This is a genomic window from Cupriavidus sp. KB_39 (assembly GCF_052114485.1).
Lineage (GTDB): Bacteria > Pseudomonadota > Gammaproteobacteria > Burkholderiales > Burkholderiaceae > Cupriavidus.
The window spans coordinates 75,577-97,343 of sequence record NZ_JBFREV010000018.1; the positions used below are offsets into that span (position 1 = coordinate 75,577).

12 protein-coding genes are annotated in these 21,767 nt (G+C 68.7%); 3 read left to right on the plus strand and 9 right to left on the minus strand.

The window, feature by feature from the left end; genetic code table 11:
• The first annotated feature begins 7 nt into the window (after window positions 1-7).
• Window positions 8-5,503, plus strand: coding sequence for a trifunctional serine/threonine-protein kinase/ATP-binding protein/sensor histidine kinase (locus AB4Z27_RS15360; RefSeq protein WP_441644726.1), 5,496 nt, complete (start codon window positions 8-10; stop codon window positions 5,501-5,503).
• On the opposite strand, the gene AB4Z27_RS15365 is transcribed toward AB4Z27_RS15360, so the two are convergent.
• The 6 genes from AB4Z27_RS15365 to AB4Z27_RS15390 form a co-directional block, all read right to left on the minus strand.
• On the minus strand, window positions 5,475-7,037 hold the full coding sequence (locus tag AB4Z27_RS15365; protein ID WP_441644727.1) for an efflux transporter outer membrane subunit: 1,563 nt from the start codon (window positions 7,035-7,037) through the stop codon (window positions 5,475-5,477). The genes AB4Z27_RS15360 and AB4Z27_RS15365 overlap by 29 nt on opposite strands.
• Before the next feature lie 5 nt (window positions 7,038-7,042).
• A complete protein-coding gene (locus AB4Z27_RS15370; RefSeq protein ID WP_441590897.1) occupies window positions 7,043-9,025 on the minus strand; it encodes a glycosyltransferase family 2 protein in 1,983 nt (660 codons plus the stop codon).
• Between the two features lie 2 nt (window positions 9,026-9,027).
• Window positions 9,028-10,293 carry a hypothetical protein gene (locus AB4Z27_RS15375; protein ID WP_369823508.1) on the minus strand — a complete coding sequence of 422 codons (1,266 nt, stop codon included), beginning with the start codon at window positions 10,291-10,293 and terminating at the stop codon, window positions 9,028-9,030.
• Between the two features lie 132 nt (window positions 10,294-10,425).
• The gene (locus AB4Z27_RS15380) at window positions 10,426-11,775 is read right to left on the minus strand and encodes an HlyD family secretion protein (protein ID WP_441644728.1); all 1,350 of its coding nucleotides are present in this window, start codon (window positions 11,773-11,775) and stop codon (window positions 10,426-10,428) included.
• A 582-nt stretch (window positions 11,776-12,357) separates the two neighbouring features.
• Entirely contained in the window at window positions 12,358-13,257 is a 900-nt protein-coding gene (locus tag AB4Z27_RS15385) for an SDR family NAD(P)-dependent oxidoreductase (RefSeq protein WP_441644729.1), read from the minus strand.
• A gap of 19 nt (window positions 13,258-13,276) precedes the next feature.
• The gene (locus AB4Z27_RS15390; RefSeq protein ID WP_441644730.1) at window positions 13,277-14,041 is read right to left on the minus strand and encodes an SDR family oxidoreductase; all 765 of its coding nucleotides are present in this window, start codon (window positions 14,039-14,041) and stop codon (window positions 13,277-13,279) included.
• Window positions 14,042-14,183: 142 nt separating this feature from the next.
• Here AB4Z27_RS15390 and AB4Z27_RS15395 point away from each other — a divergent pair, with 142 nt between their 5' ends.
• Together AB4Z27_RS15395 and AB4Z27_RS15400 are read left to right on the plus strand one after the other, a co-directional pair.
• The gene (locus AB4Z27_RS15395) at window positions 14,184-15,095 is read left to right on the plus strand and encodes a LysR family transcriptional regulator (protein WP_092297906.1); all 912 of its coding nucleotides are present in this window, start codon (window positions 14,184-14,186) and stop codon (window positions 15,093-15,095) included.
• Window positions 15,096-15,209: 114 nt separating this feature from the next.
• Window positions 15,210-15,350: a hypothetical protein gene (locus AB4Z27_RS15400; RefSeq protein ID WP_441644731.1), complete on the plus strand. Its 141-nt coding sequence runs from the start codon at window positions 15,210-15,212 to the stop codon at window positions 15,348-15,350.
• A gap of 24 nt (window positions 15,351-15,374) precedes the next feature.
• On the opposite strand, the gene ccsB is transcribed toward AB4Z27_RS15400, so the two are convergent.
• Genes ccsB through AB4Z27_RS15415 form a run of 3 tightly spaced genes read right to left on the minus strand, consistent with a single transcriptional unit; the run spans window position 15,375 to window position 21,741 of the window.
• Window positions 15,375-16,559 carry a c-type cytochrome biogenesis protein CcsB gene (gene ccsB / locus AB4Z27_RS15405; protein ID WP_441644732.1) on the minus strand — a complete coding sequence of 395 codons (1,185 nt, stop codon included), beginning with the start codon at window positions 16,557-16,559 and terminating at the stop codon, window positions 15,375-15,377.
• Complete coding sequence (locus AB4Z27_RS15410; protein WP_441644733.1) at window positions 16,556-18,592, minus strand: cytochrome c biogenesis protein ResB; 2,037 nt, start codon at window positions 18,590-18,592, stop codon at window positions 16,556-16,558. Before AB4Z27_RS15410 ends, ccsB begins: the two co-directional genes overlap by 4 nt.
• Window positions 18,589-21,741, minus strand: coding sequence for an efflux RND transporter permease subunit (locus tag AB4Z27_RS15415; RefSeq protein WP_441644734.1), 3,153 nt, complete (start codon window positions 21,739-21,741; stop codon window positions 18,589-18,591). The genes AB4Z27_RS15410 and AB4Z27_RS15415 overlap by 4 nt, the downstream gene beginning before the upstream one ends.
• Between the last annotated feature and the right edge of the window lie 26 nt (window positions 21,742-21,767).

The window sequence follows — 21,767 nt, forward strand, 5'->3', positions numbered from 1 at the left end:
GGTGCCAATGAATGACAGCGTGAAGATGCAGTGGGACGATGGGGAGCGCGTCTTCCATCGAGGGCGGCACCCGGGCGGCGGCAACGGGCCGACCGTCCTGCTGGCGCGGCCCGCCGCCGAGCATCCGCTGCCTGCCTCGCTGGATCGCCTCGCCCACGAATTCGGCCTGAAGGACGAACTGGATGGCAGCTGGGCCGCCCGTCCGCTGGCACTGGTCCACGAAGGTGGCCGGAGCCTGCTGATCCTGGAGGACGCCGGCGGCGAACCGCTTTCGCAGCAACTGGGCGTGCCGATGGAGACGGAGACGTTCCTGGGGCACGCCATCGGCATCGCATCGGCACTGGGCAAGCTGCACCAGCGCGGGCTGGTCCACAAGGACCTCAAGCCCACCCATATCCTCGTGAATTGCGCCGACGGCCAGGCCCGGCTCACCGGTTTCGGCCTTGCCTCGCGGCTGCCACGCGAACGGCAGGCCCCGGAGCCGCCCGAGACCATCGCCGGCACGCTCGCCTACATGGCGCCCGAGCAGACCGGGCGGATGAACCGGTCGATCGACTCGCGCAGCGACCTCTATGCCCTGGGCGTCACGCTGTACCAGATGCTGACCGGTGTGCTGCCATTCGTGGCGACCGACGCCATGGAGTGGGTCCACTGCCATATCGCCCGCCTCCCGGTGGCGGCGCGCACGCGGGTGGAGACCATCCCGGACATGCTCTGCGACATCGTCGCGAAGCTGCTGGCCAAGACGGCCGAGGAGCGTTACCAGACCGCCGCCGGGCTCGAGCATGACCTGCGGCGCTGTCTGGACGACTGGAGGCGGCAGGGCAGCATCGACGCACTCCCACTCGACGGGCACGGCACGCGCGACCGGCTGCGGATACCCGAGAAGCTGTACGGGCGTGAGCAGGAGGTCGATACGATGCTCGACGCCTTCGCGCGGATCGTCGACGGCGGCGTGCCGGAGATGGTGCTGGTCTCCGGCTATTCCGGCATCGGCAAGTCGTCGGTGGTCTATGAACTGCACCGGGTGCAGGTGCCGCCGCGCGGGCTGTTTGCGTCCGGCAAGTTCGACCAGTACAAGCGCGACATCCCGTATTCCACGCTGGTGCAGGCCTTCCAGGGCCTGGTGCGCTCGCTGCTCGGCAAGCCCGATGCGGAGCTCGAACGCTGGCGCGGCGCGCTGCTGGAGGCGCTGGRGCCCAATGCGCGGCTCATGACGGACCTGATCCCGGAACTGAAGCTGATCATCGGCGAGCCGCCGCCGGTGGCCGAACTGGAGCCCCAGCAGGCGCAGCACCGCTTCCTGCTCGTCTTCCGGCGCTTCATCGGCGTATTCGCCCGGGCCGAGCATCCGCTGGCGCTGTTTCTCGACGACCTCCAGTGGCTCGACGCCGCCACGCTGGCCCTGCTGGAAGACCTGCTGAGCCATGCGGACCTGCGCTACCTGATGCTGATCGGYGCCTATCGCGACAACGAGGTCGACGACGCGCATCCGCTGGCGGGCACGCTGCGCGCCATTCGCGGCAAGGGTGTCAGGATCGACGAAATCCGGCTGGCGCCGCTTACCGGCGGCCATGTCGAGCAACTGGTGGCAGAGTCGCTGCATGGCGAGCCGGCGCGCATCGCGCCGCTGGCGCAGTTGATCTGGGACAAGACCGTCGGCAACCCGTTCTTCGTGATCCAGTTCCTGCACGGGCTGGTCGATGAGAACCTGCTGACCTTCGACCATGCCGCCCGGGATTGGCGCTGGGAGGCCGACCGCATCCACGCCAAGGGTTACACCGACAACGTGGTGGAGCTGATGGTCGGCAAGCTGGCCCGCCTGCCCGACGCGACCCAGCAGGCCTTGCAGCAACTGGCCTGCCTCGGCAACGTCGCCGGCATCACCACGCTCTCGACCATCCTCGGCATGGCCGAAGGGCAGGTCCACGCGGCCTTCTGGGAGGCGATTCGCCAGGAGCTGGTCGAGCGGCAGGAGGGCGCCTACGCCTTCGTGCACGACCGGATCCACGAAGCCGCCTATTCGATGATCCCCGAAGCCTCGCGCGCCGAGGCCCACCTCCGGGTCGGGCGGCTGATTGCCGCCCAGACGGCACCGGGCGAGCGCCAAGGCGCGATCTTCGAGATCGTGGGCCAGCTCAACCGGGGCGCGGCGCTGATCGCCGAACAGGAGGAACGGGACCAACTGGCGGAATTCAACCTGCTGGCCGGCGAGCGCGCCAAGGCGGCGACGGCCTACGCCTCGGCGCTCACCTATTTCGCGGCGGGCGCGGCCCTCCTGAACGACGACGGCTGGGTCCGCCGGCCTGCGCTGCGATTCGCGCTGGAGTCGGGTCGCGCCCAGTGCGAGTTCCTGTCCGGGCAGGCGCCGGTGGCCGAAGCGCGGTTCGCGGCGCTGTCCGCGCGCGCCACGACGACGGTCGAACGTGCCCAGGTCACCTGCTGGCAGGTGGACATCTACGTGGTGCTCGGCCAGCGCGACAACGCCATCGCCGTTTGCCTCGCCTTCCTCCGCCATGTGGGGATCGACTGGTCCCCGCACCCGGACGAGACGGCGGTGCAGGCCGAGTACGCGCGCATCCGGTCCCAACTCGGCGATCGGCCGATCGAAACGCTGATCGACTCGCCGCCGATGGAGGATCCCGCCTCGATCGGTACCGTCGACGTCCTGATCAAGCTTTTCGTGCCGGCGTCGCATACGGATGCCAACCTCGCGTCCCTGACCATCTGCAAGGCGACCAACCTCAGTCTGGAGCACGGCAACGCCGATGCCTCGTGCGTGGCCTACACCAACGTGCCCCGGGTGGTCGGGCGGCGCTTTGGCGACTACGCGCGCGCCTTCCAGTTCGGCCAGCTTGGCTGCGAACTGGCGGAGCGGCGCGGGCTCGATCACTACGAAGCCCGCACCTACCTGTCCTACGCGCTGTTCGCCCGGCGCTGGGCGGAGCCTGTGCGGACCACCAACGACCAGTTGCGCCGCGCCTTCGACGCCGCGAACCGGACTGGCGACGTGCCGTTCGGCGCCTTCGTCTGCAACAGCCTCGCCGCCAACCTGCTGTTCATCGGCACGCCGCTGGCGGAGACCCAGAGCGAAGCCGAACGCGGCCTGGCCTACGTGAAGATGAAGCGCTTCGGCCTCGTCATCGGCTTCMTGGAGACCCAGCTTGCGCTGATCCGGATGTTGCGCGGCCTGACGCCGGCATTCGGCAGCCTGGACGACGCGCAGTTCAACGAAGCCCAGGTCGAGGACCGCCTGCCCATGGGCTCCATCCTGAACGCCTGCTGGTACTGGATCCGCAAACTGCAGGCGCGTTATGTCGCCGGCGACCATGCGGGCGCCCTGGAGGCCGCGTCCCGGGCAGAACCGCTGCTGCCGGCCGCGCACGGGTTCATCGAAGAGGGCGAGTACGTCTTCTATAGCGCGCTGGCCCGGGCCGGCCTGTGCACCGCCATGCCAGCCGACGACCGCCAGCCACATATGGACATCCTGGCCGCCCAGCAACGCGAACTCCGCATCTGGGCCGATCTCTGCCCGGAGAACTTCGCCGGCCATGCCGCGCTGGTGGCTGCCGAAATCGCCCGGCTCGAAGACCGCGTGGTGGACGCCGAACTTGGCTACGAGACCGCCATCCAGCKCGCGCAGGATGGCGGTTATGTGCACAATGAGGCGCTTGTCAACGAACTCGCGGCACRCTTCTATGCGGCGCGTGGTCTGGCGAAGATCGCCCGTGTCTATTTGCGGGACGCCCGTTACGGCTACCTGCGCTGGGGCGCTGCGGGCAAGGTGCGGCAGTTGGAGGCCGAATATCCGCAACTGCGGACGGAGGAAGCCGCGCCCGGGGCGACGAACACCATCGCCACGCCAGTCGAACATCTCGACCTTGCCACCGTGATCAAGGTGTCACAGGCCGCCTCGGGCGAAATCGTCCTGGACAACCTGATCGAGATGATCATGCGCACGGCCATCGAGCAGGCCGGCGCCGAACGCGGCCTGCTGATCCTGTCGGACGGCGGCGAACTGCGAATTGCGGCGGAAGCCACGACCGGCAGCGACGCGATCCTGCTGCAACTGCGCGCGGCGCCCGTGAGCGCGGCCATGCTGCCGGAATCGGTCCTCTACCATGCCCTGCGCACGCGCGAGAACGTGTTCCTCGACGACGCCGTGGCCGAGCCGTCCTTCTCCGCCGACCCGTACATTCGCCAGCATCGCGCCCGCTCCGTGCTCTGCCTGCCGCTGATGAACCAGGCCAAGCTCATCGGCGCGCTGTACCTCGAAAACAACCTGACCGCCCGCGTGTTCTGCCCGGCCCAGATCGCGGTGCTGAAGCTGCTGGCCTCGCAGGCCGCCATCTCGCTGGAAAACGCCCGGCTGTACCGCGACGTGGCGGAACGGGAAGCGAAGATCGGGCGACTCGTGGACGCCAACATCATCGGGATCGTCTTCTGGCGGGGCGAGGGCGAGATTCTCGAAGCCAATGATGCCTTCCTGCGCATGGTGGGATATGAGCGCGAGGAACTGCTCTCGGGACGCGTGGGCTGGGACGACCTGACGCCGCCGGAATTGCGCCCGGTCAACCACCATGCACTGGCCGAGGCCGTGCGGACGGGGCACGCGCGGCCCTTCGAGAAGGCGTACGTCAGGAAGGATGGCAGCTACTTGCCGGTCATCGTCGGCCTGGCCACGTTCGAAGCCGGCCGGAAGGAGGGCGTGGCGTTCGTGCTCGACCTGACCGAGCGCAAGCAGGCGGAGGAAAGGGTCCACCAGGGCGAGCAGCGCTATCGCGAAGTCCAGGCYGAACTGGCGCACGCCAACCGCGTGGCCACCATGGGGCAGCTTGCGGCGTCGATCGCGCACGAAGTCAGCCAGCCGATTGCGGCGACGGTGACCAATGCGCAGGCGGCACTGCGCTGGCTGGGCGCCAAACCGTCCAATATCGACGAGGTGGGCCAGGCGCTCACCCGTATCGTCAAGGACGCCAACCGCGCGGGGGACGTGCTCGGGCGCATCCGCCARCTGATCAAGAAGGCGCCGCCGCGCAAGGAGCTGGTGGACATCAATCAGGCGATCGGCGAGGTGGTCGAGCTGACCCGTGGCGAAGCCGACAAGGGCCGCGCCACGGTGCAGGCGCAGCTTGCGGATGGCTTGCCAGCCATCGAAGGCGACCGCGTGGAACTGCAGCAGGTGCTGCTCAACCTGATCATGAACGCGCTGGAGGCCATGGGCGGCAGCGGCGACGGTGCCCGGCAATTGCTTATCCGCACCGTGCAGGCCGAGGCCGGCAGCGTGTTGGTGACGGTGAGCGACACCGGCCCGGGCTTTGCGCCGCAAGACGCCGAGCGCGTGTTCGCCCCGTTCTACACGACCAAGGCCACGGGCCTGGGCATGGGKCTGTCGATCTGCCGGTCGATCATCGAGGCCCACGGCGGCCGGCTCTGGGCGAGCCCGAACCAGCCCCGGGGCGCCGTGGTCCAGTTCACCGTGCCTGCGCAACCGGCTGCGTGACGGCCGGCGTGGCAGCTTTCGCGGCGGGGGCGGCTGGCGCGGCTGGCGCGCCGGGTGCGGGCTGGGCCGGMTGGGCCACCGTCGCCTGCGTCCATCCGCCGCCGAGCGCCTTGTACAGGCCCACCCGGCTGGTCAGCCGCGCGAGGCGGATCGTCACCAGCGTCTGCTGGGCGTTGTAGAGCTGCCGCTGGGCATCGAAGACGCCGAAGTAGTCATCCACCCCGTTCTTGAAGCGGATTTCCGACAGGCGCCGCGTCTCGGTAATCTCCTTCGCCAGCGCCTCCTGCGCAGCCGTCTGGCGGTCGTAGGTGCCGCGCGCGGCCAGCCCGTCGGCCACTTCGCGGAACGCACCCTGGATGGTCTTCTCGTAGGCGGCCACGTTGATGTCCTTCTGCACCTCGGAGACGGTCAGGCGCGCCTGATTGGCGCCCGCRTTGAAGATCGGCAGGGTGATCTGCGGCGCGAAGACCCAGGCCATGCCGCCCGARAACAGCCCCGCCAGCGTGCTGCTGGCCGCGCCGACGCTGGCGGTCAGCGAGATGGTCGGGAAGAAGGCCGCCCGCGCCGCGCCGATATTGGCGTTGGCCGCCTTGAGCCGGTGTTCGGCGGCCATGATGTCTGGCCGCTGCTCGAGCACGGTGGAGGGCAGCCCGGCCGGCAATTCGGCCACGAAGGAATTGTTCTCGAACGGCTGCGGCGCCGGCAAGTCGGCCGGCAGTTGCCCGCCGATCAGCAGCGCCAGCGCGTTTTCATCCTGCGCCACCTGGCGCGTGTACTGCTCCACGCCCACGCGCGCCGTCTCCAGCTGGGTCTGGGCGCGATGGGTGTCGAGCTGGGCCATGCCGCCCGCGCGCTTGCTGCGGTCGATCATCTGCGCGGCGTCTTCCTGCACCTTGAGCGTGTCCTGCGAGATCTTCAGCAGTTCCTGATCGGCCCGGAGCGTCAGGTAGGCACTGGCAACCTCGGCCACGAGGCTGATTTGCGCGCTGCGGCGCACCTCCTCGATGGCGAGGTATTGCTCCAGCGCCTCGTGCTTGAGGCTGCGCACCCGGCCGAACAGGTCCAGTTCGAAGGCGTTGAAGCCCACGCCGGCGGTCCACGCGTTGATGATCGGGTCCTGCCCCGGCGGGCGCAGGTCGCCGCTGATGCGCGAACTGGCGAAGCCGGCGCTGCCATTGATGGCCGGGAACTGCGCCGCCCGCTGGATGCGGTACTGCGCGCGCGCCTGGTCGATCGACAGCGTGGCAATGCGCAGGTCGCGATTGTTGGCCAGCGCGAGTTCGATCAGCCGGCGCAGGCGCGCATCGGTGAAGAAATCTTCCCAGCCCAGGCTGGCGGCGGGTGCCTGCGCCTGCGCTTGCCCCGGTGAGGCCGCCTGGGCACCGGATGCGCCAGATTGGTACGCGGCGCCGGTCGGCCATTGCTGGGGCACCGGCGACTCGGGCCGCTGGTAGGTGGGTTCGAGCGTGCAGGCGACCAGCGCCAGCGGGAGCAGGGGGACTAGGTAGCGCATCGTCGTGATTGTCTTGGTCATGGTGGTTATCCCGAAAAAGCGCGTCGCAGCAGCTGGGCGATGGCCACGCCGGGCCGGCCACGGTCTGCGATGTTGTGTGCGGGCTCGCTGAACAGCAGGCGGATCAGGCGGTGGCGGGCGGCCGTGTCGGGGCGCAGCGCCACGCCGGCGAGGTTGCCGCGCGCACGCGCCACGCGGCAGGGCACCCAGCCCAGCGGTTCCAGCCAGATCGCCCCTTCGGCGCCGTCCATGCCGCGCGTGACGGCCGCGTTGCCGTCGAGCAGCAGGCCCGCGCCGTTGCAGGAGAGGTCGCGCGTGGTGCCGTGGAATTCGTARGCGTTGCCATCCTTGCCGAAGAGCCGCAGCACGGCGCGCTCCCGGTGCGGAAAGCGTTCTTCCTTGCGGGGGCGCGGCAGCTCGAAGCACACCAGCAGGGAGGCGAAGTACAGCACCATCGACACCAGCGTCCAGCCGATGTTGAAGGCGAGGCCGGGCGCCGAGCCATCGGCGGCCACCGCGCGGGCCAGCCCCATGCCGGTGAGCAGGAACATCCCGCCGTAGAGCGCGGCGAACTTGCCGTGGATCACCAGCTTCGAGCGGTCCAGCCCCTTGTTGGTGACCTTGAACGGTCGCCCGAACGGCTTGAACACGGCGCTGGCCAGCGTGGCGGTCACCGCCAGTGCCGCCACGATCTGGGTGACCTCGGTGAAGATCGGCATCGCCCGCGAGCCGGTGATCCAGATGCTGTAGGCCCAGTACAGCAGCAGCGCCGGCACGCCATAGGCGAGGAACTGGACCGGATCGCCATATAGCGTCGGCACGTTGAAATACCAGTAGAGCAGGGGGCCGGCCAGCAGCATCAAGGTGAACGGGCGGCTCAGCCAGTGGAGCAGGCCGTGCACGTAGTGCAGCCGCTGCCGCAGCGAATAGCCGCGCCCGCGCAGGGGRCCATCGGCGGTGAGCGCCACCTGGATCGTGCCCAGCCCCCAGCGGCTGCGCTGGCTGATGTAYTCAGGCAGCCCTTCGGCAGACAGGCCCACGCTGAGCCGCTCGTTGAGCCAGCGCGTGATGTAGCCGTGCGGCATCAGGCGGTAGGTCAGGTGGATGTCCTCGGTGACCGTGCCGGTCGGAAATCCGCCGATCTTGGTCAGCGCGTCGCGCCGCACCACGAACGAAGTGCCGATGCAGAACGCGGTGCCCCAGGCGTCCTTGGCCGGCTGCATGACGTCGAAGAAGGCCCGCTGCTCGTCCACCCAGCATTCGGTGGAGCGCAGGTTGTACTGGATCGGGTCGGCGTTGTAGTAGAACTGCGGCGTCTGCACCACGCCGACCACGGGGTCGTCGAACAGGCCGATGATGCGCAGCAGGATGTTCCGGTTCGGCGCGAAGTCCGCGTCCAGGACCATGATGAACGGCGCGCCRCCCGCCTCCGCGCTGTGCTGCAGCCCGTTATTGAGGTTGCCAGCCTTGGCGTGGGTGTTGTCCGGACGGGTCACGTAGCGCGCGCCGACCGTGCCGCAGAAGTCCTTGAGCCAGTCGCGCCGGGTATCGTCGAGCACCCAGACGCGGAAGTTGGGATAGTCGATGGCCAGTGCGGCGACGATGGTCTTTTCGAGTACGTCCAGCCCCTCGTTATAGGTGGCGATGAAGATGTCCACCTGCGGCACCTCGGGGCTGCGGCGCAGGACCGCCTCGCCGGCATCGGCCGCCGCGCTGTGGTCCGAGGTGCGCGTCAGCGTGACGATCGAGATCAGCGTGTAGGCAATCGTCAGGGTCTCGAAGCCGAAGAACGCGTACGACCACACGCTCGGGAAGTCCATGCGCCAGTCCGGCAGGGTCTGCGTGCAGCGCCAGACGTAGTAGCACGACAGCAGCACCCCGGCGGCGATGCCGAACAGCCAACGGTCCGCCGCGCGATGGCGGCTGCCGCGCAGGCATAGCACCGCGATCAGGAAGGCGCCGGCGTTGATCTCCATCAGCATCCGGTTTTCGAGAAAATCGGCGAACATCGTCACTCCTTGTTGGCGACATTGGCGGTGTCGGCCTGTCGTCCGCCGGGCTGGAACGGATTCCAGCCGGCCGCGGCCAGGATGGCCCACGCGGTGGCCCCGAGGTGGGGCAGGTGGTAGTAGTAGAAATCGTCGGTGGTGCTGTCCGGGCCGATCTGGAGACCGGTGCGGATGCGGCGCTCGGGCGTGGCAAAGAGGTAGCCCGAGGGCGCCCGCTGGGCCAGCAGCAGCGGCCAGAGCGGGCGGGCCTCGTCCTCGCGGCCCATGGCGCGCAGGACCAGCGCGGCCTGTCCGGTGCCTTCCGTCCAGACGCCATCGGGGCTGGCGTTGAAGCCGTAGCCGCCGCCCACGGCGTGGCGGCTCCGCGTCCAGTCCAGCGCGCGGCGCCAGGTATTGGCCGATTCGGGCACGGCGATCAGCGGCCATAGCGAGGCATCGAGCGCGGACGGCCCGGCGTTGAGCGAGCGCCCATCGTCGCGCGTGCCGATGACGAAGCGGCCTTCGCCGGGCTGCCACATCGCCTCCACGAAGCGCTTGGCGCGGTCCGCGCCGGTGCGCCAGCGCGGGTCATCGCTGTAGCGGCCCAGCCAGCGGAACGCCGCGTAGGCATCGACATTGTGTTCGGTGGACTTCCAGCCCTGCCGCTGCGGCGCGGGCTCATGGCCGAAGAAGCCGCCGATAAAGGCCGCCGGGGGCTCGCTGGCGAAGGTCTGCTTGTCGATCCAGCCCATCAGCGTGCCGGCGGTGTCCAGGTAGCGRCGGTCCTGCGTCGATTCATAGACCGCCAGCAGCAGCAGCGCGGCCCAGGCGACATTGCCGGTGGCCGTGCCCACCTGGTAGCGGTCTTCGAACCATTTCTTGCTCGGCTCGTCCCACCAGCCCGGCAGCGGCACCGGGCCATCGGGCACGGCGCCGGCGCGGTAGGCRTTGCGCACGCGGCCATCGTGGTAGTGGCGGTCACGCGTGACGCCGGCCACCACGCCATCGGCAATCCGGCGCGCGGCGGCGGGCTGCCCGCAGGCAATGAGGGCGATGCCGGCCAGCGCGTTGTCATAGACGAAGGCCGACTGGCGCAGCGGGGCGGGCAGGGGCTCGCCGCCGGGGGCCGGCTCGTAGCTGCCGAGCATGACCGGGCCCTTGCCGGGCAAGGCGCCGACGCGCGCGGTCAGCGCCTGGCAGGCGCCATCGCGCAATTGCTGGCGCGCGGCGTCGGGCGGAACCGGGGGCGCGGCCATGGCGGGGGGCGGCGTGGCGAGCGCGGCGGCCATCAGGCACGCCCCCGCGCACGCCAGCGCTTGGGAGGGTAGGGAATAACGCTGCACGGCGAGGTCTCCTTCCTGCGGGCGTGGGGAACGTGGCGGATTGCCGATCCAGTCGAACGCAATCGAACGCAATCGATCTCAGATCAGGCTCTTGAACCACGGGCGATCGAGGCTGACCTTGGCCCAGTGGCCGAGCGCGCAGCGGTCCGTGCCGCTGCCGCTGCTGCCGGGCAAGTCAGGCAGAGGCTTGTTCAGCTTGGCAATCAGATAGATCTCGTTCTTCTCGATGGGCGGGAAGGGCACGAAGTAGCGCGCCTGGTCGCCATCGGGGGCGCGCGGCAGGATCTCGGACACSGCGCCCGACAGCGGYACGGCCACGCCATCGACCTGCACCTTGACCTTGGCGCCGGGCAGGAGGTCCTTGCTGAGGCTGCGCGGGAACACCGCCACCACGCTCGGCTGGGCGCAGTTGGTGGTGCGCATCAAGGTGGCGCCGGCCGCCACGCGCGTACCCGGCGGGGCGGTCACATCCTCGACGATGCCGCCGCCATAGGCCTTGATGTCGAGGTTGGTGACCCGCTCCACGCGCTCCTGCTCGGCGGCGACGAGTTTGTCGACCGACTGGCCGTACTCCTCCAACTGCTTGATCTCGGCTTCGAGCTGCACGTTCTCCGCGCGCAACTCGTCCTGCCGTTGCGCGAGCGAGCCCAGCGCGCCGTCGGTACTCGACATGTACACCTTGCCGCGCGCCGCCTCGCTGCTGCCGCGTGCGGTATCCAGTTCGGCCTGGATCGCATCCCGATTGCCGGCCAGCACGGTGAGCTGGTTGCGCGAGGCATCKGTATAGGCCTGGCTCACCGCCCCGGCCCACTGCATGGCCTGGTTGCGATTGACGAGGTCGGTCTGCTGGTCGATCTGCTGCTTGGCCACGGAGAGCCGCGCCTCGATGCCGCGCAGCTTGGACGCATGCTCGCGCTGCGCCGCCGACTGGTAGCGCTTGATGTCGTCGCCGGTGGACGCCAGCCGCGCCTGGTTGCCCTCGAGCTTGGCCTTGGCGGCTTCATAGCGCTTCTGGTTGTCGAGTTGCTTGCCGAGCAGTTCCACCAGCAGCGAGCGGTCGATATTGGGATTCTGGAGCGTCATCAGCGACTGCCCCTGCGCGAAGGTGCTGCCCACAGCCACGATCTGCTTCGTCACGATGCCTTCGACCGGCGTGGTGACGAGGTTCACGGGGCTGTTCACCACGGCGCGCTCGGAAGACCGCGTGAACACGGGCGGGAACATCACGGAGAGGACCACCCAGATGATGAAGGCCACCATCCCGTAGCTGGCCAGCCGCGGCACGATCTGCCACAGCGGCCGCAGGCTCAGCGTGCCGCCACGCCGCGCGACGAGGGGGTCGTCGAGCTTACCGCCGGGCGGGGGCGCGGGGGAGGTGGGCCGGCGCGTCGGCAACGTTGGTTTGTTGTCGGGCTTGTCGTTCTGCATGCCATCCTCCGAACAATAGTCAGCGCCCGTCAAAAAACGGGCAAAAGCGTCCCCACCGCGATGGCCGGAGCGGAATCGCGGAAATCACGGGCAAAAGCTGCACCCCGCACGCGGTGTTGGCGCGCGCGGAGGCGCAACGTCGTCGTCCCCAGGTAGTTCTTATGCGCGTGGTCCCGGGCTGTTGCTACGCGCCGGAACTGGCTTTACTTCCAGACCGGGCAGGCAGGCCGGTCATTTGAGAGGCCCACAAWAGCGGACCGGTACAGCGAGGCGATACACGCCCATTGATGCTCCGTCACACCATATCGCGGATGGGATCGGCATGGCATTGCCGGAGCGATTCAAAGGTAGTCAGTTTGACGGGGGCGTGCTGTAAGGAAGTGTAAGGACTGTATATCGCRATACTTAGTACGGCCGTTCGGTTGGCCGCGTGCGACAAGGGTCATGCGCGCGTCACGCAACACTAGTAATGAAGCGGTGACGTGAGAGCACTGCATCAGGGCATGATGCAGTGTCTCGGTGCAGTTGTGATGGAAGAAGCGTGGGGGAAAATGTTACGAGGTCGTAGAGATTGCAGCGTGCTCACTGCGCGACGCGCGGCACGAGAAGATCTCCCATGCCCACGCGATGGACCATCTCGGCACGCAGGCGGTCCAGCACGGCGAAGCCGACGTCGGCGCCGTCCTGCGTCGGATCGACATGCACGCGRAACGGCCGCTTGCCGAACGGCGCGTTGACGACATCGACGATGGCGTCGGCCACTTGTCCCGCATCCGCATCGGGCGGCACGATGCCGGCGAACGCGTGCTGGATTTCATCGCCAAAGCCGGGATAAGGGCCCGACTCGTATTCCTCCGCGCGCGCGGTATCGGCAGGCAACCCCGTGTGCGCGAAATGGTTGGTGCCGCTGGTGAACGCGCCCGGGACGATGATCGATGTCTCGATGCCCCAGCGCGACAACTCGCGCGCGTACTGGACCGCGATGGCATCCATCGCCGCCTTCGCCGCGAAGTAGGGGGCGAGGTAGGGCGGGGTGCCGCCGGCCGAGCTGCTGCTCGAGACCCAGACCAGCAGCCCTTGCTTCTGGCGGCGCAGATGGGGCAGCACCGCGCGGTTCACGCGCTGGGTGCTGAGCACGTTGATGTCGTACAGCTGGGCGAATTGTTCCGGCGTGAACGCCTCGGCGGGGCCGAAGGCCATGTGGCCCGCGTTATGCATCAGCACSTCGATGCGGCCCGTGGCGGCGAGGATGCTGGCCACGGCGTCATCGATGGACGGCTGCGACTGTACGTCCAGCTCCACCGTACGCAGATCAGCGTCATGCCTGCGGGCGAACGCAGCCATTTGCGCCACGACTTCGGCATTGCGGCTGGCCGTGTTGCGCATGGAGGCGTAGACCGTGTGGCCGGCCTTGGCGAGGGCCTCGGCGGTCAGGCGGCCGAAGCCGCTCGACGCGCCAGTGATGAGGATGACTTTCTTCATGATGGACTCCGCTCCTGCATCAGATGATGCCGCCGTTGACGCGGATGGTTTGCCCGTTGACCCAGGCGCCATCGGGGCCAGCCAGGAAGGCCACGGTGTTGGCGATGTCCTCCGGCGCGCCCAGGCGCTCCAGCGGGGCGAGCCGGGCGAGGTTGTCGATGACTTCCTGCGGCTTGCCGTCGAGGAACAGGGCGGTGGCAGTGGGGCCGGGTGCCACGACGTTCACCGTGATGTTCCGGCCGCGCATTTCCTTCGTCATCACATGCGTCATGGCTTCCACGCCGGCCTTCGTGGCGGCGTACACCGCGTAGGCGGGCTGGTAGAGGCCGACCACGCTCGACGACAGGTTGATCACTCGGCCGCCGTTGCGCAGGCGGCGCGACGCTTCGCGCAGCGTGTTGAACGTGCCCTTGAGGTTGATGGCGATCTGGCTGTCGAACAAGGCGTCGTCGCTGTCGGCCAGCTTCGCCAGCTTCATGATGCCGGCGTTGTTGACGAGGACGTCCACACCACCGAAAGCGGCTTCGGCGGCATCGAACATRCGCGCCACGGCGGCCGGRTCGGCCACATTGGCCTGCTCCGGAATCGCSCGGCCGCCGGCGGCTTCGATTTCGGCGACCAGCGCCTCGGCTTCGCCAGCGCTGCCGGCATAGTTGACGACGACGGTGAAGCCSTCCTGCGCCAGCCGGCGGGCGATGGCGGCGCCGATGCCGCGTGAGGCGCCGGTCACGATGGCGACCTGCTGGTTGGACTTGGCTTGGGTGCTGTTCTGGGTGGTGCTCATGGTTCTTCTCCGGGGTTGGGTGGCCGCCATTCGCTGTGTGGCGCTGCGGGTTGAGTGAACTATGCGCGATTGGAGCGGATAGATAATCGGTCTAAAATTGCCCGCACTTGTTCTGGCAGGGAAACAATCGGCGGAGGGTGGGGTGGACCGGTTCGACGCAATGCGGCTATTTACGCGGGTGGTGGAGCGGCGCAGCTTTACGCTGGCGGCGCACGACATGGAGGTGCCGAGATCGACGGTGACCAAGGTCATCCACGATCTGGAGGGGCGGCTGGGAGTTCGGCTGCTGCAGCGGACCACGCGCGTAGTGCGGCCGACGCTGGACGGGGAGGCGTACTACCGGCGCTGCCTGACCATCCTGGACGACATCGAGGACGCCGAGGGCGCCTTCAACGGCGCCGAGCCGAAGGGGCTGCTGCGGCTGGAGGTGCAGGGCACAATCGCGCGCCATTTCCTGCTGCCGGGATTTCCGGACTTCCTCGCCCGGCATCCGCATATCCAGATCTCGATGAGCGAGGGCGACCGCTGGGTCGACATGGTGCAGGAGGGCGTCGATTGCGTGCTCCGCTATGGCAAATTGCCCGATAGCGAGCTGGTGGCGCGGCAAGTGGCGACCCTGGACCGGCTGACCTGCGCCACGCCGGCTTACCTGGCGCGGTTCGGCACGCCAACGAGCCTGGCATCGCTCGACGGGCACCAGATGGTGGGCATCCGATCGGTTACGACGGGGAATGTCACGCCGCTGGAGTTCGACGTCCACGGGGAAATACAGGCCGTATCGATACCGGCCGTACTGACCGTGACCGGGACGGAAAGCTACCTGGCCGGGATCAAGCTGGGGCTAGGGTTGGCCCAGGTGCCGCGCTTCCATATCGAACGGGAACTGGCCGATGGCGAACTGGTGGAGATCCTGCCGGACACGCCGCCGCCTTCGGCGCCGGTCTCGCTGTTGTATCAGCGGTCCCGGCAGCTATCGCCACGGGTGAGGGCGTTTCTCGACTGGGCCGCCCGGGAATTCGCCGATCGATGCAGAAAAGAGACGGAAAGCGACTGATCGATCATTTCCAGGCGAGATGCTCAATCTCTCGTGATATACCACATACAAAATATTTRCAGATGGTGCGACGCATCATATAATGGAAACTCCTAAACGTAGCTGGAGTGCTTCATGGAAGTCGCCACCCTTTTCGCCCTYGCCGTCGCTTTCCTGTTCTCGGGCGTCAGCGTCACCATGGCCATCGCCGATMTCGTCGATCCCCAAGGGGAGCGTGGCGCGGCAGGCGAATTGGTGGACGTGCGCGCGGTGTGAGCGCTTTGTAACCGTCGGCCGCGTTCAGAGTGAACCGTACGAGTGCAGGCCAGCCAGGTACATGTTGACGCCAAGGAAGGCGAAGAGCGTGACGAACAGGCCGGCCACCGCCCACCACGCCAGCACGCGCGCGCACACCTTGCCCAGCATGCGCAGGTGCAGCCACGCCGCGTAGTTCAGCCAGACCGCCAGGGCCCAGGTTTCCTTGGGGTCCCATGACCAATAGCCGCCCCAGGCTTCCGCCGCCCACAGCGCGCCGAGGATCGTGGCGACCGTGAAGCAGGCGAAGCCGCTCGCGATGGCGCGGTACACCGCTTCGTCGATCCATGCCGGATCCGGCATGCGCGACCTCATGAAACGCCGTCCCGACAGCAGGCGCGCGCCGCCGAGCATGGCTGCGATCGAGAACGCGCCATAGGCGAGGAAGTTCGCCGGCACGTGCAGCTTCATCCAATACGACTGCAGCGCCGGAATCAACGGCGTGATCGCGCCTGCGCCGCGCGCGCCGCCATACCAGAACAGGAAGGCGTAGGCCGCGCACAGCAGCGGCAGGGTGAACACCGTGAACCCCGCCGCGCGATAGCGGGACGCCATGTACAGCATCATCAGGCCGGTCAGGATGATGAAGACGACAAACACCTCATAGAGATTGCTGACCGGTATGTGGCCCATGCCGGCACCGATGCGGTACGACTCGTACCAGCGCGTGAGGAAGGCCGCAGCCGCGAGCCCCAGCCCGCTCCACGTGGCAGCACGGCCGATCGCGGCCAGGYGCGCCCGCTGTCCTACCCAGCCGGCGATGGAGGCCAGCGTGGCAACGCCGATCAGCGCGCCCGAGCCCAGCAACACCGGCTGACTCACCGGGCCGCTGGCGAGGTTGYCGACGGCCACGGCGCCGCCGATATCGCGGCCGAGCTGCCAGCAGAGCAGCGATGCCACGGCACCCGTGCCGGCCATGAACGCCCGCAGGGGCGGCCACGCGTTGCCGGCATAGACCAGCCCGGCGGCGGCCAGCGCGAGGATCACGACCTCGTAGCCGTCCATGGCCGCCCACCAGCGTGCGTAGCAGACGGCGACCCCGCCCGCCAGCGCGATGGCGAACAGCTTGCCGGGGAAGGCGCCCGCCGGTGGCGGGTTTCCCACCGCAGCGGCGTTCAGGGCGGGGGCGGAGGCACCCGCCGGGGCGGGCTCTGCAATGGCAGTTTTCATGATGGTTCCGATAAGTCACGGTTGCCGGCGCCCACCGGCGGGAGGGGGCCGAGCGGCGCCAGCCATGCAGCCAGTTCCGCTTCGAGCCCGGGCATCTTGCGATTGGCGCGCAGACCGGCCACCGCCACGCGGCTGGCKGGGTCCCACCACAGCCAGAGGCGCCGCTCGCGCACCGCGTACAGCAGCCACACGCCGATGGCCAGCATCGACAGGCTGACGATCAACAGCGCATCGCCACCACGCCGGGCGACCTGCAGGCCGGAGGCGGCGCGCTGGCTGACGGTGCCGGCCAGCGCCCACGCGGGCGCGTCACTGGCCACCATGTCGTCGTGGGCGTTCAGCAGGTCCTGCAGGCGGCGCCGGGCGGAGGCGTCCTGTGGACCCTGCTCGTCGTCCTCGGCGGCCAGCGCGCGCGCGGCGCGCACCACCAGGCCGGAGAGCAGCGTGGTGGCTGCGCCGCGTTCCGCCTCGGGCACCGTCGCCTCCACCAGCGCGGCGATGCCGGGCGAGCCGTCATGGGCGAACACCTCCAGCGCACGGGCCGCCACGTCCGCCATTTCCGCGGAGGGCTTGGCCAGTATCCGGCGCGCCGCACGCTGCCGCGCGGCGGGATCCTGCAGTTGGCGCTCGAATCGCTCGAACGTGGTCGCCGATCCGTCCGCATCGACAGGCACGCGGATGTACTCGTAGCCCTCGCCATCCGCCCGGCGCACGCCGCTGACGAAGTAGCGGTCGCCGCCAAAGGTCAGCGGCCGCAGGTACGTCACCATGGTGCGGGGCTGGCCAGCCGGGTCGCGCAGCACGTATTCGATGGTCGGTCCCAGGTCGGCGACGGTGCCGGACCGGCCTTCGAGGTAGCGGCGCAGCAGCCCCTGTGCCGGCGCGTTGCCGGTGTCCTGGATGTTGTCCATGCGCAGGTCGCTCGCCTGGAACGTCCAGGGCGCGTTATCGATCAGCAGCGGCACATCGCTGCCCACGGTGGCCGCCAGCGGCACCGCCGCGCCAGTCCGGGAGAGCATGCGCAGGTTCAGCGTGCTGCCACCATCGGCAAATCCGGACTGGTAGAGCGTGACGCCGTGCTCGGCGAGCGGATGGTTGACGCGCAGCGCGTGGCGTGTCGGCGGCTGCCCGGGCAACTGGATCTCCAGGTCGCTGAYGAAGTCCCGGGGCTGGCCGTTGGGATAGCGCTCGATGTGGAAGCGGTGCAGCCGCACGGTGAACGGCAGCGGCTGGACCAGATAGCCATCCCCGATGGGGACGATGGCGTTGCTGGCCGATTCACCTTCGGCAAGGGTGAGCTGGCCGCGATAGCTGAGCGTGCCGGCCGGCAGCACGCTGCTGGGCGGCACGGCATCGACGGGCAGGTCGCGGGTCTCGATCTGCTGGAGGCYGGCCAGCACGCGGCCCCGYACGGCGAGATCGCTGTCAAGGAACGCAGCCACGGTAATCAGGACGATTGCGGCGTGCGTCAGGATATAGCCGACGCGCCGCGCGCCACCGCGCCGCGCCGCCACCAGCAGCGCCCCATCGGCAGTCCGCCGTGTGGCGACACGAAAGCGCTCGCGCCGCAGCGCCGGCATCAGGGTGGCCAGCAGTGCGGCCTCGCCTGCGTCGTGACGGAAGCGCACGCGGCAGGGCAGGGTCTCGACGAACTTGCGGTTCACCTGATCCTGCCGATCGAAGACCTGCCGGAGCATGGCGGGCGTATTGCGCACCACGCAGATCGCCGTCGACGTGGACATGACCACCAGCAGCGCGCCGAACCAGCTCGCGTGGTAGACGTCGGTCATGCCGAGGAACACCAGCACCGCCGTCCAGGTCGTGCCGTATTGGGAGACATAGGCGGCCGGCCCGGCGTTCTGCGGCACGATGCTGCCGATGCAGGCCGCCAGCGCCACGATGACGAGGATCGCCACGGCGAAGCGCATCGAGCCAAGCAGGTGATACAACGCGCGGGCCGCCTTCCGCACCCGTTCCCCGAGTGCGATGGGTGCGGGGTGGGCCGATGGCCGGGTKGGGGCGTTCGTGCTCATACCCGTACCTCCCTATCCAGTGTGCCGAGGCGCGGCGCGCGGGCGGCACGCTCGCGGAACAGCATGACGTAGAGCGCCGGCATCAGCAGCAGCGAGAACACCGGCGCCGACAGCATCCCACCCAGCAGCGGTGCGGCGATCCGCTTCATCACGTCAGCGCCCGTGGCGTCGGACAGCATGACCGGCAGCAGCCCGGCAAGGATCACCGARACCGTCATGGCCTTSGGCCGCAGCCGCAGCAGCGCGCCGCCCACCACGGCGCGGTAGAAGCCCGCCGAGCCGAGGTGCCCGCCATCATGCCGCCAGCGGCCGACCGCCTGGTCGAGGTAGAGCACCATGACCACGCCGAACTCGGTGGCCACCCCGGCCAGCGCGATCAGGCCGATCACAACCGCGACCGACATCTGGTARTCCAGCCACCACACCAGCCACACGCCCCCGGCCACGGCGGCGGGCAGGCAGAGCAGCACCAGCAGCACGCGCCGCAGGCTGCGGAAGTGCAGGTAGAGCAGGCCCAGCACCAGCGCAGCCGTGGCGATGCCGATCAGTGCGAGGTTGGCGGACGCGTTCTCGAACTGCAGGTACTGCCCGGTCCAGGTGGCGGTGTAACCCTGCTGGTGGATGCCGGCCGCCGCCAGCGCGGCGCTGGCGCGGCGGTAGTAGCCGCCGATATCGGCGCCAGCCACGTCGACGAACACGTAGCCGATCAGCTTGGCGTTCTCGCTCTTGATCTCGGTGGGGCCATCGCTGATGCGGATGTGCGCCAGATCGCGCAGTGGCGCGAGCGCGCCGGATGGCGCCTTGACCTGCAGCGCGCCGATGGCGTCCGGCGTCTCGCGTTGCCAGGCCGGCAGCCGCAGCGTCACGGGGATGCGCTCCCGCCCGTCGGTCATCACCGTCAACTGCTGGCCGCCGAGCGCGCCTTCGATCACACCCTGGATGTCCGCGATGCGGATGCCGAGGCGCCCGGCCGCGGCGCGGTCGATGTCGATATCCAGATAACGGCCGCTGCCCGCGCGCTCCGCAAACACCGAGCGCGTGCCTTCCACCCGGTTGAGCACGGCCTGGATCTCGCCGGCCATGGTGTCGATGCCCGCGAGTGTCGGCCCGCTGACCTTGAGCGCGAGCTGGCTGCGGATGCCGGTAGACACCATGTCGATGCGCGTGCGGATGGGATAGCCCCAGGAGTTGGTCAGGCCTGGCACGCGCACGGCGGCGTCCAGCTTTGCGATCACGTCCTCGATCGACGTGCCGGGGCGCCACTGGTCGCGCGGATGCAGGCGGATAGTGGTCTCGATCATCGACAGCGGCGCCGGATCAGTGGCCGAGTCCGAACGACCCACCTTCCCGAACACGTGCTCGACCTCCGGTACCTGCAGGATCATGCGATTGGTCATCTGCAGGATGTGCTGCGCCTCGGGGGCGGAGACCGATTGCAGCGTGGTCGGCATGTAGAGCAGGTCGCCTTCGTCCAAKGGCGGCATGAACTCGCTGCCCAGCCGGTAGAGCGGCCACGCGGCGCTCAGCACCAGGGCGAGGCCGGCGACCAGCGCCAGACGGGCATGGCGCAGCGTGCCGAAGAGCAGCGGCGCATACACGGCACGCAGGACACGGCTGACGGGGTTGCGGGATTCGCCACGGATCTTGCCGCGCACCGCGTAGCCCATCAGCACCGGCGTCAGCGTGATGGCCAGCCCGGCCGCGAAGGCCATCGCATAGGTCTTGGTGAAGGCCAGCGGGAAGAACAGCTTCGCTTCCTGCCCCTGCAGCGCGAAGACCGGCAGGAAGGACACGGCGATCACCACCAGCGAGAGGAACAGCGAGGGACCCACCTCGTTCGCGCTGGCGCGCACCATCTCCCAGCGGCGCGCGGGTGCGGGGTCGGGTTCCTTTTCCAGGCGCCGGTGCATGCTTTCCACCATGACGATGGCGGCGTCCACCATCGCCCCCACGGCAATCGCGATGCCGCCCAGCGACATGATGTTGGCGGTGCTGCCCTGCAACCGCAGCACGAGCAGGGCGCCGAGAATGCCGACCGGCAGCGTGACGATGGCGGTCAGCGACGAGCGCAGGTGCAGCAGGAACACCAGGCAGACGAGCGCGACGGCCAGCGATTCCTCGATCAGTTTGGTGCGCAGGGTATCGACGGCGCGCAGAATGAGCGAGGAGCGGTCGTACTGGATGGTCACCTTCACGCCCGCCGGCAGACCGCCCTGCAACTGGCCCAGGCGCGTCTTGACCCGCTCGATGGTGTCGAGGGTGTTCTGGCCCTGGCGCATGACCACRATGGCGCTGGCGGCATCGCCGTGGCCGTCCACGTCGACGGCACCCTCGGTGGGGCGCGGCACGGTGGCGATGGTGGCGACATCCCGGAGCCGGATCGCGCCGCCGTCTGCACTGTTCGCCACGGGAATCTCGGCCAGGTCGGCAGGCTTGCGCAGCAGGCCATTGGCGCGCACCACCAGTCGCGAGCGCGCCAGCTCGAACGCGCCGCCCTCGATGGCCTGGTTGCTCTCGCGCACGGCGCCGGCAACATCCGCGATCGAGAGATCGAGCGATGCCAGCCGCTGCGGATCCACCTGGATCTCGTACTGCCGACCCTTGCCACCCACACCCGCGATTTCCGCCACGCCGGGGATGGCGCGGAGTTCCGGCGCGAGATAGTAGTCCTGCAGTGCCTTGAGCCGATCCGGCGGCACCTGCCCGGATGGGTCCTCCAACGCGTATTCGAGGATCCAGCCCACGCCCGAGGCATCCGGACCCAAGGTGGGCGACACGCCGGCGGGCAGGCGGTCGCGGATCTGGTTGAGTTGCTCGGTCACGCGCGCACGCGCCACGGCAGGCGCCACGCCATCACGAAAGACGATGTACAGGTAGGACTGGCCGTACATGGAGAAGCCGCGCACGGCGTCGGCATCCGGAATGGACAGCATCGCGCTGGCCAGCGGATAGGTCACCTGATCCTCGACCAGCTGAGGCGGCTGCCCGGTGTAGTCGGTCTTGACGATGACCTGCGTATCGGAGAGATCGGGCAGGGCATCGAGCGGCAAGCTGCGCAGCGAGACGATGGCCGCCGTGCAAAGCATCGCCGCGGCAAGCAGGACGGCCGCGCGATGCGCTATGGACCAGTCGATGATGCGTCCTATCACGATATGTTCTCCGTCATGCCGATGTC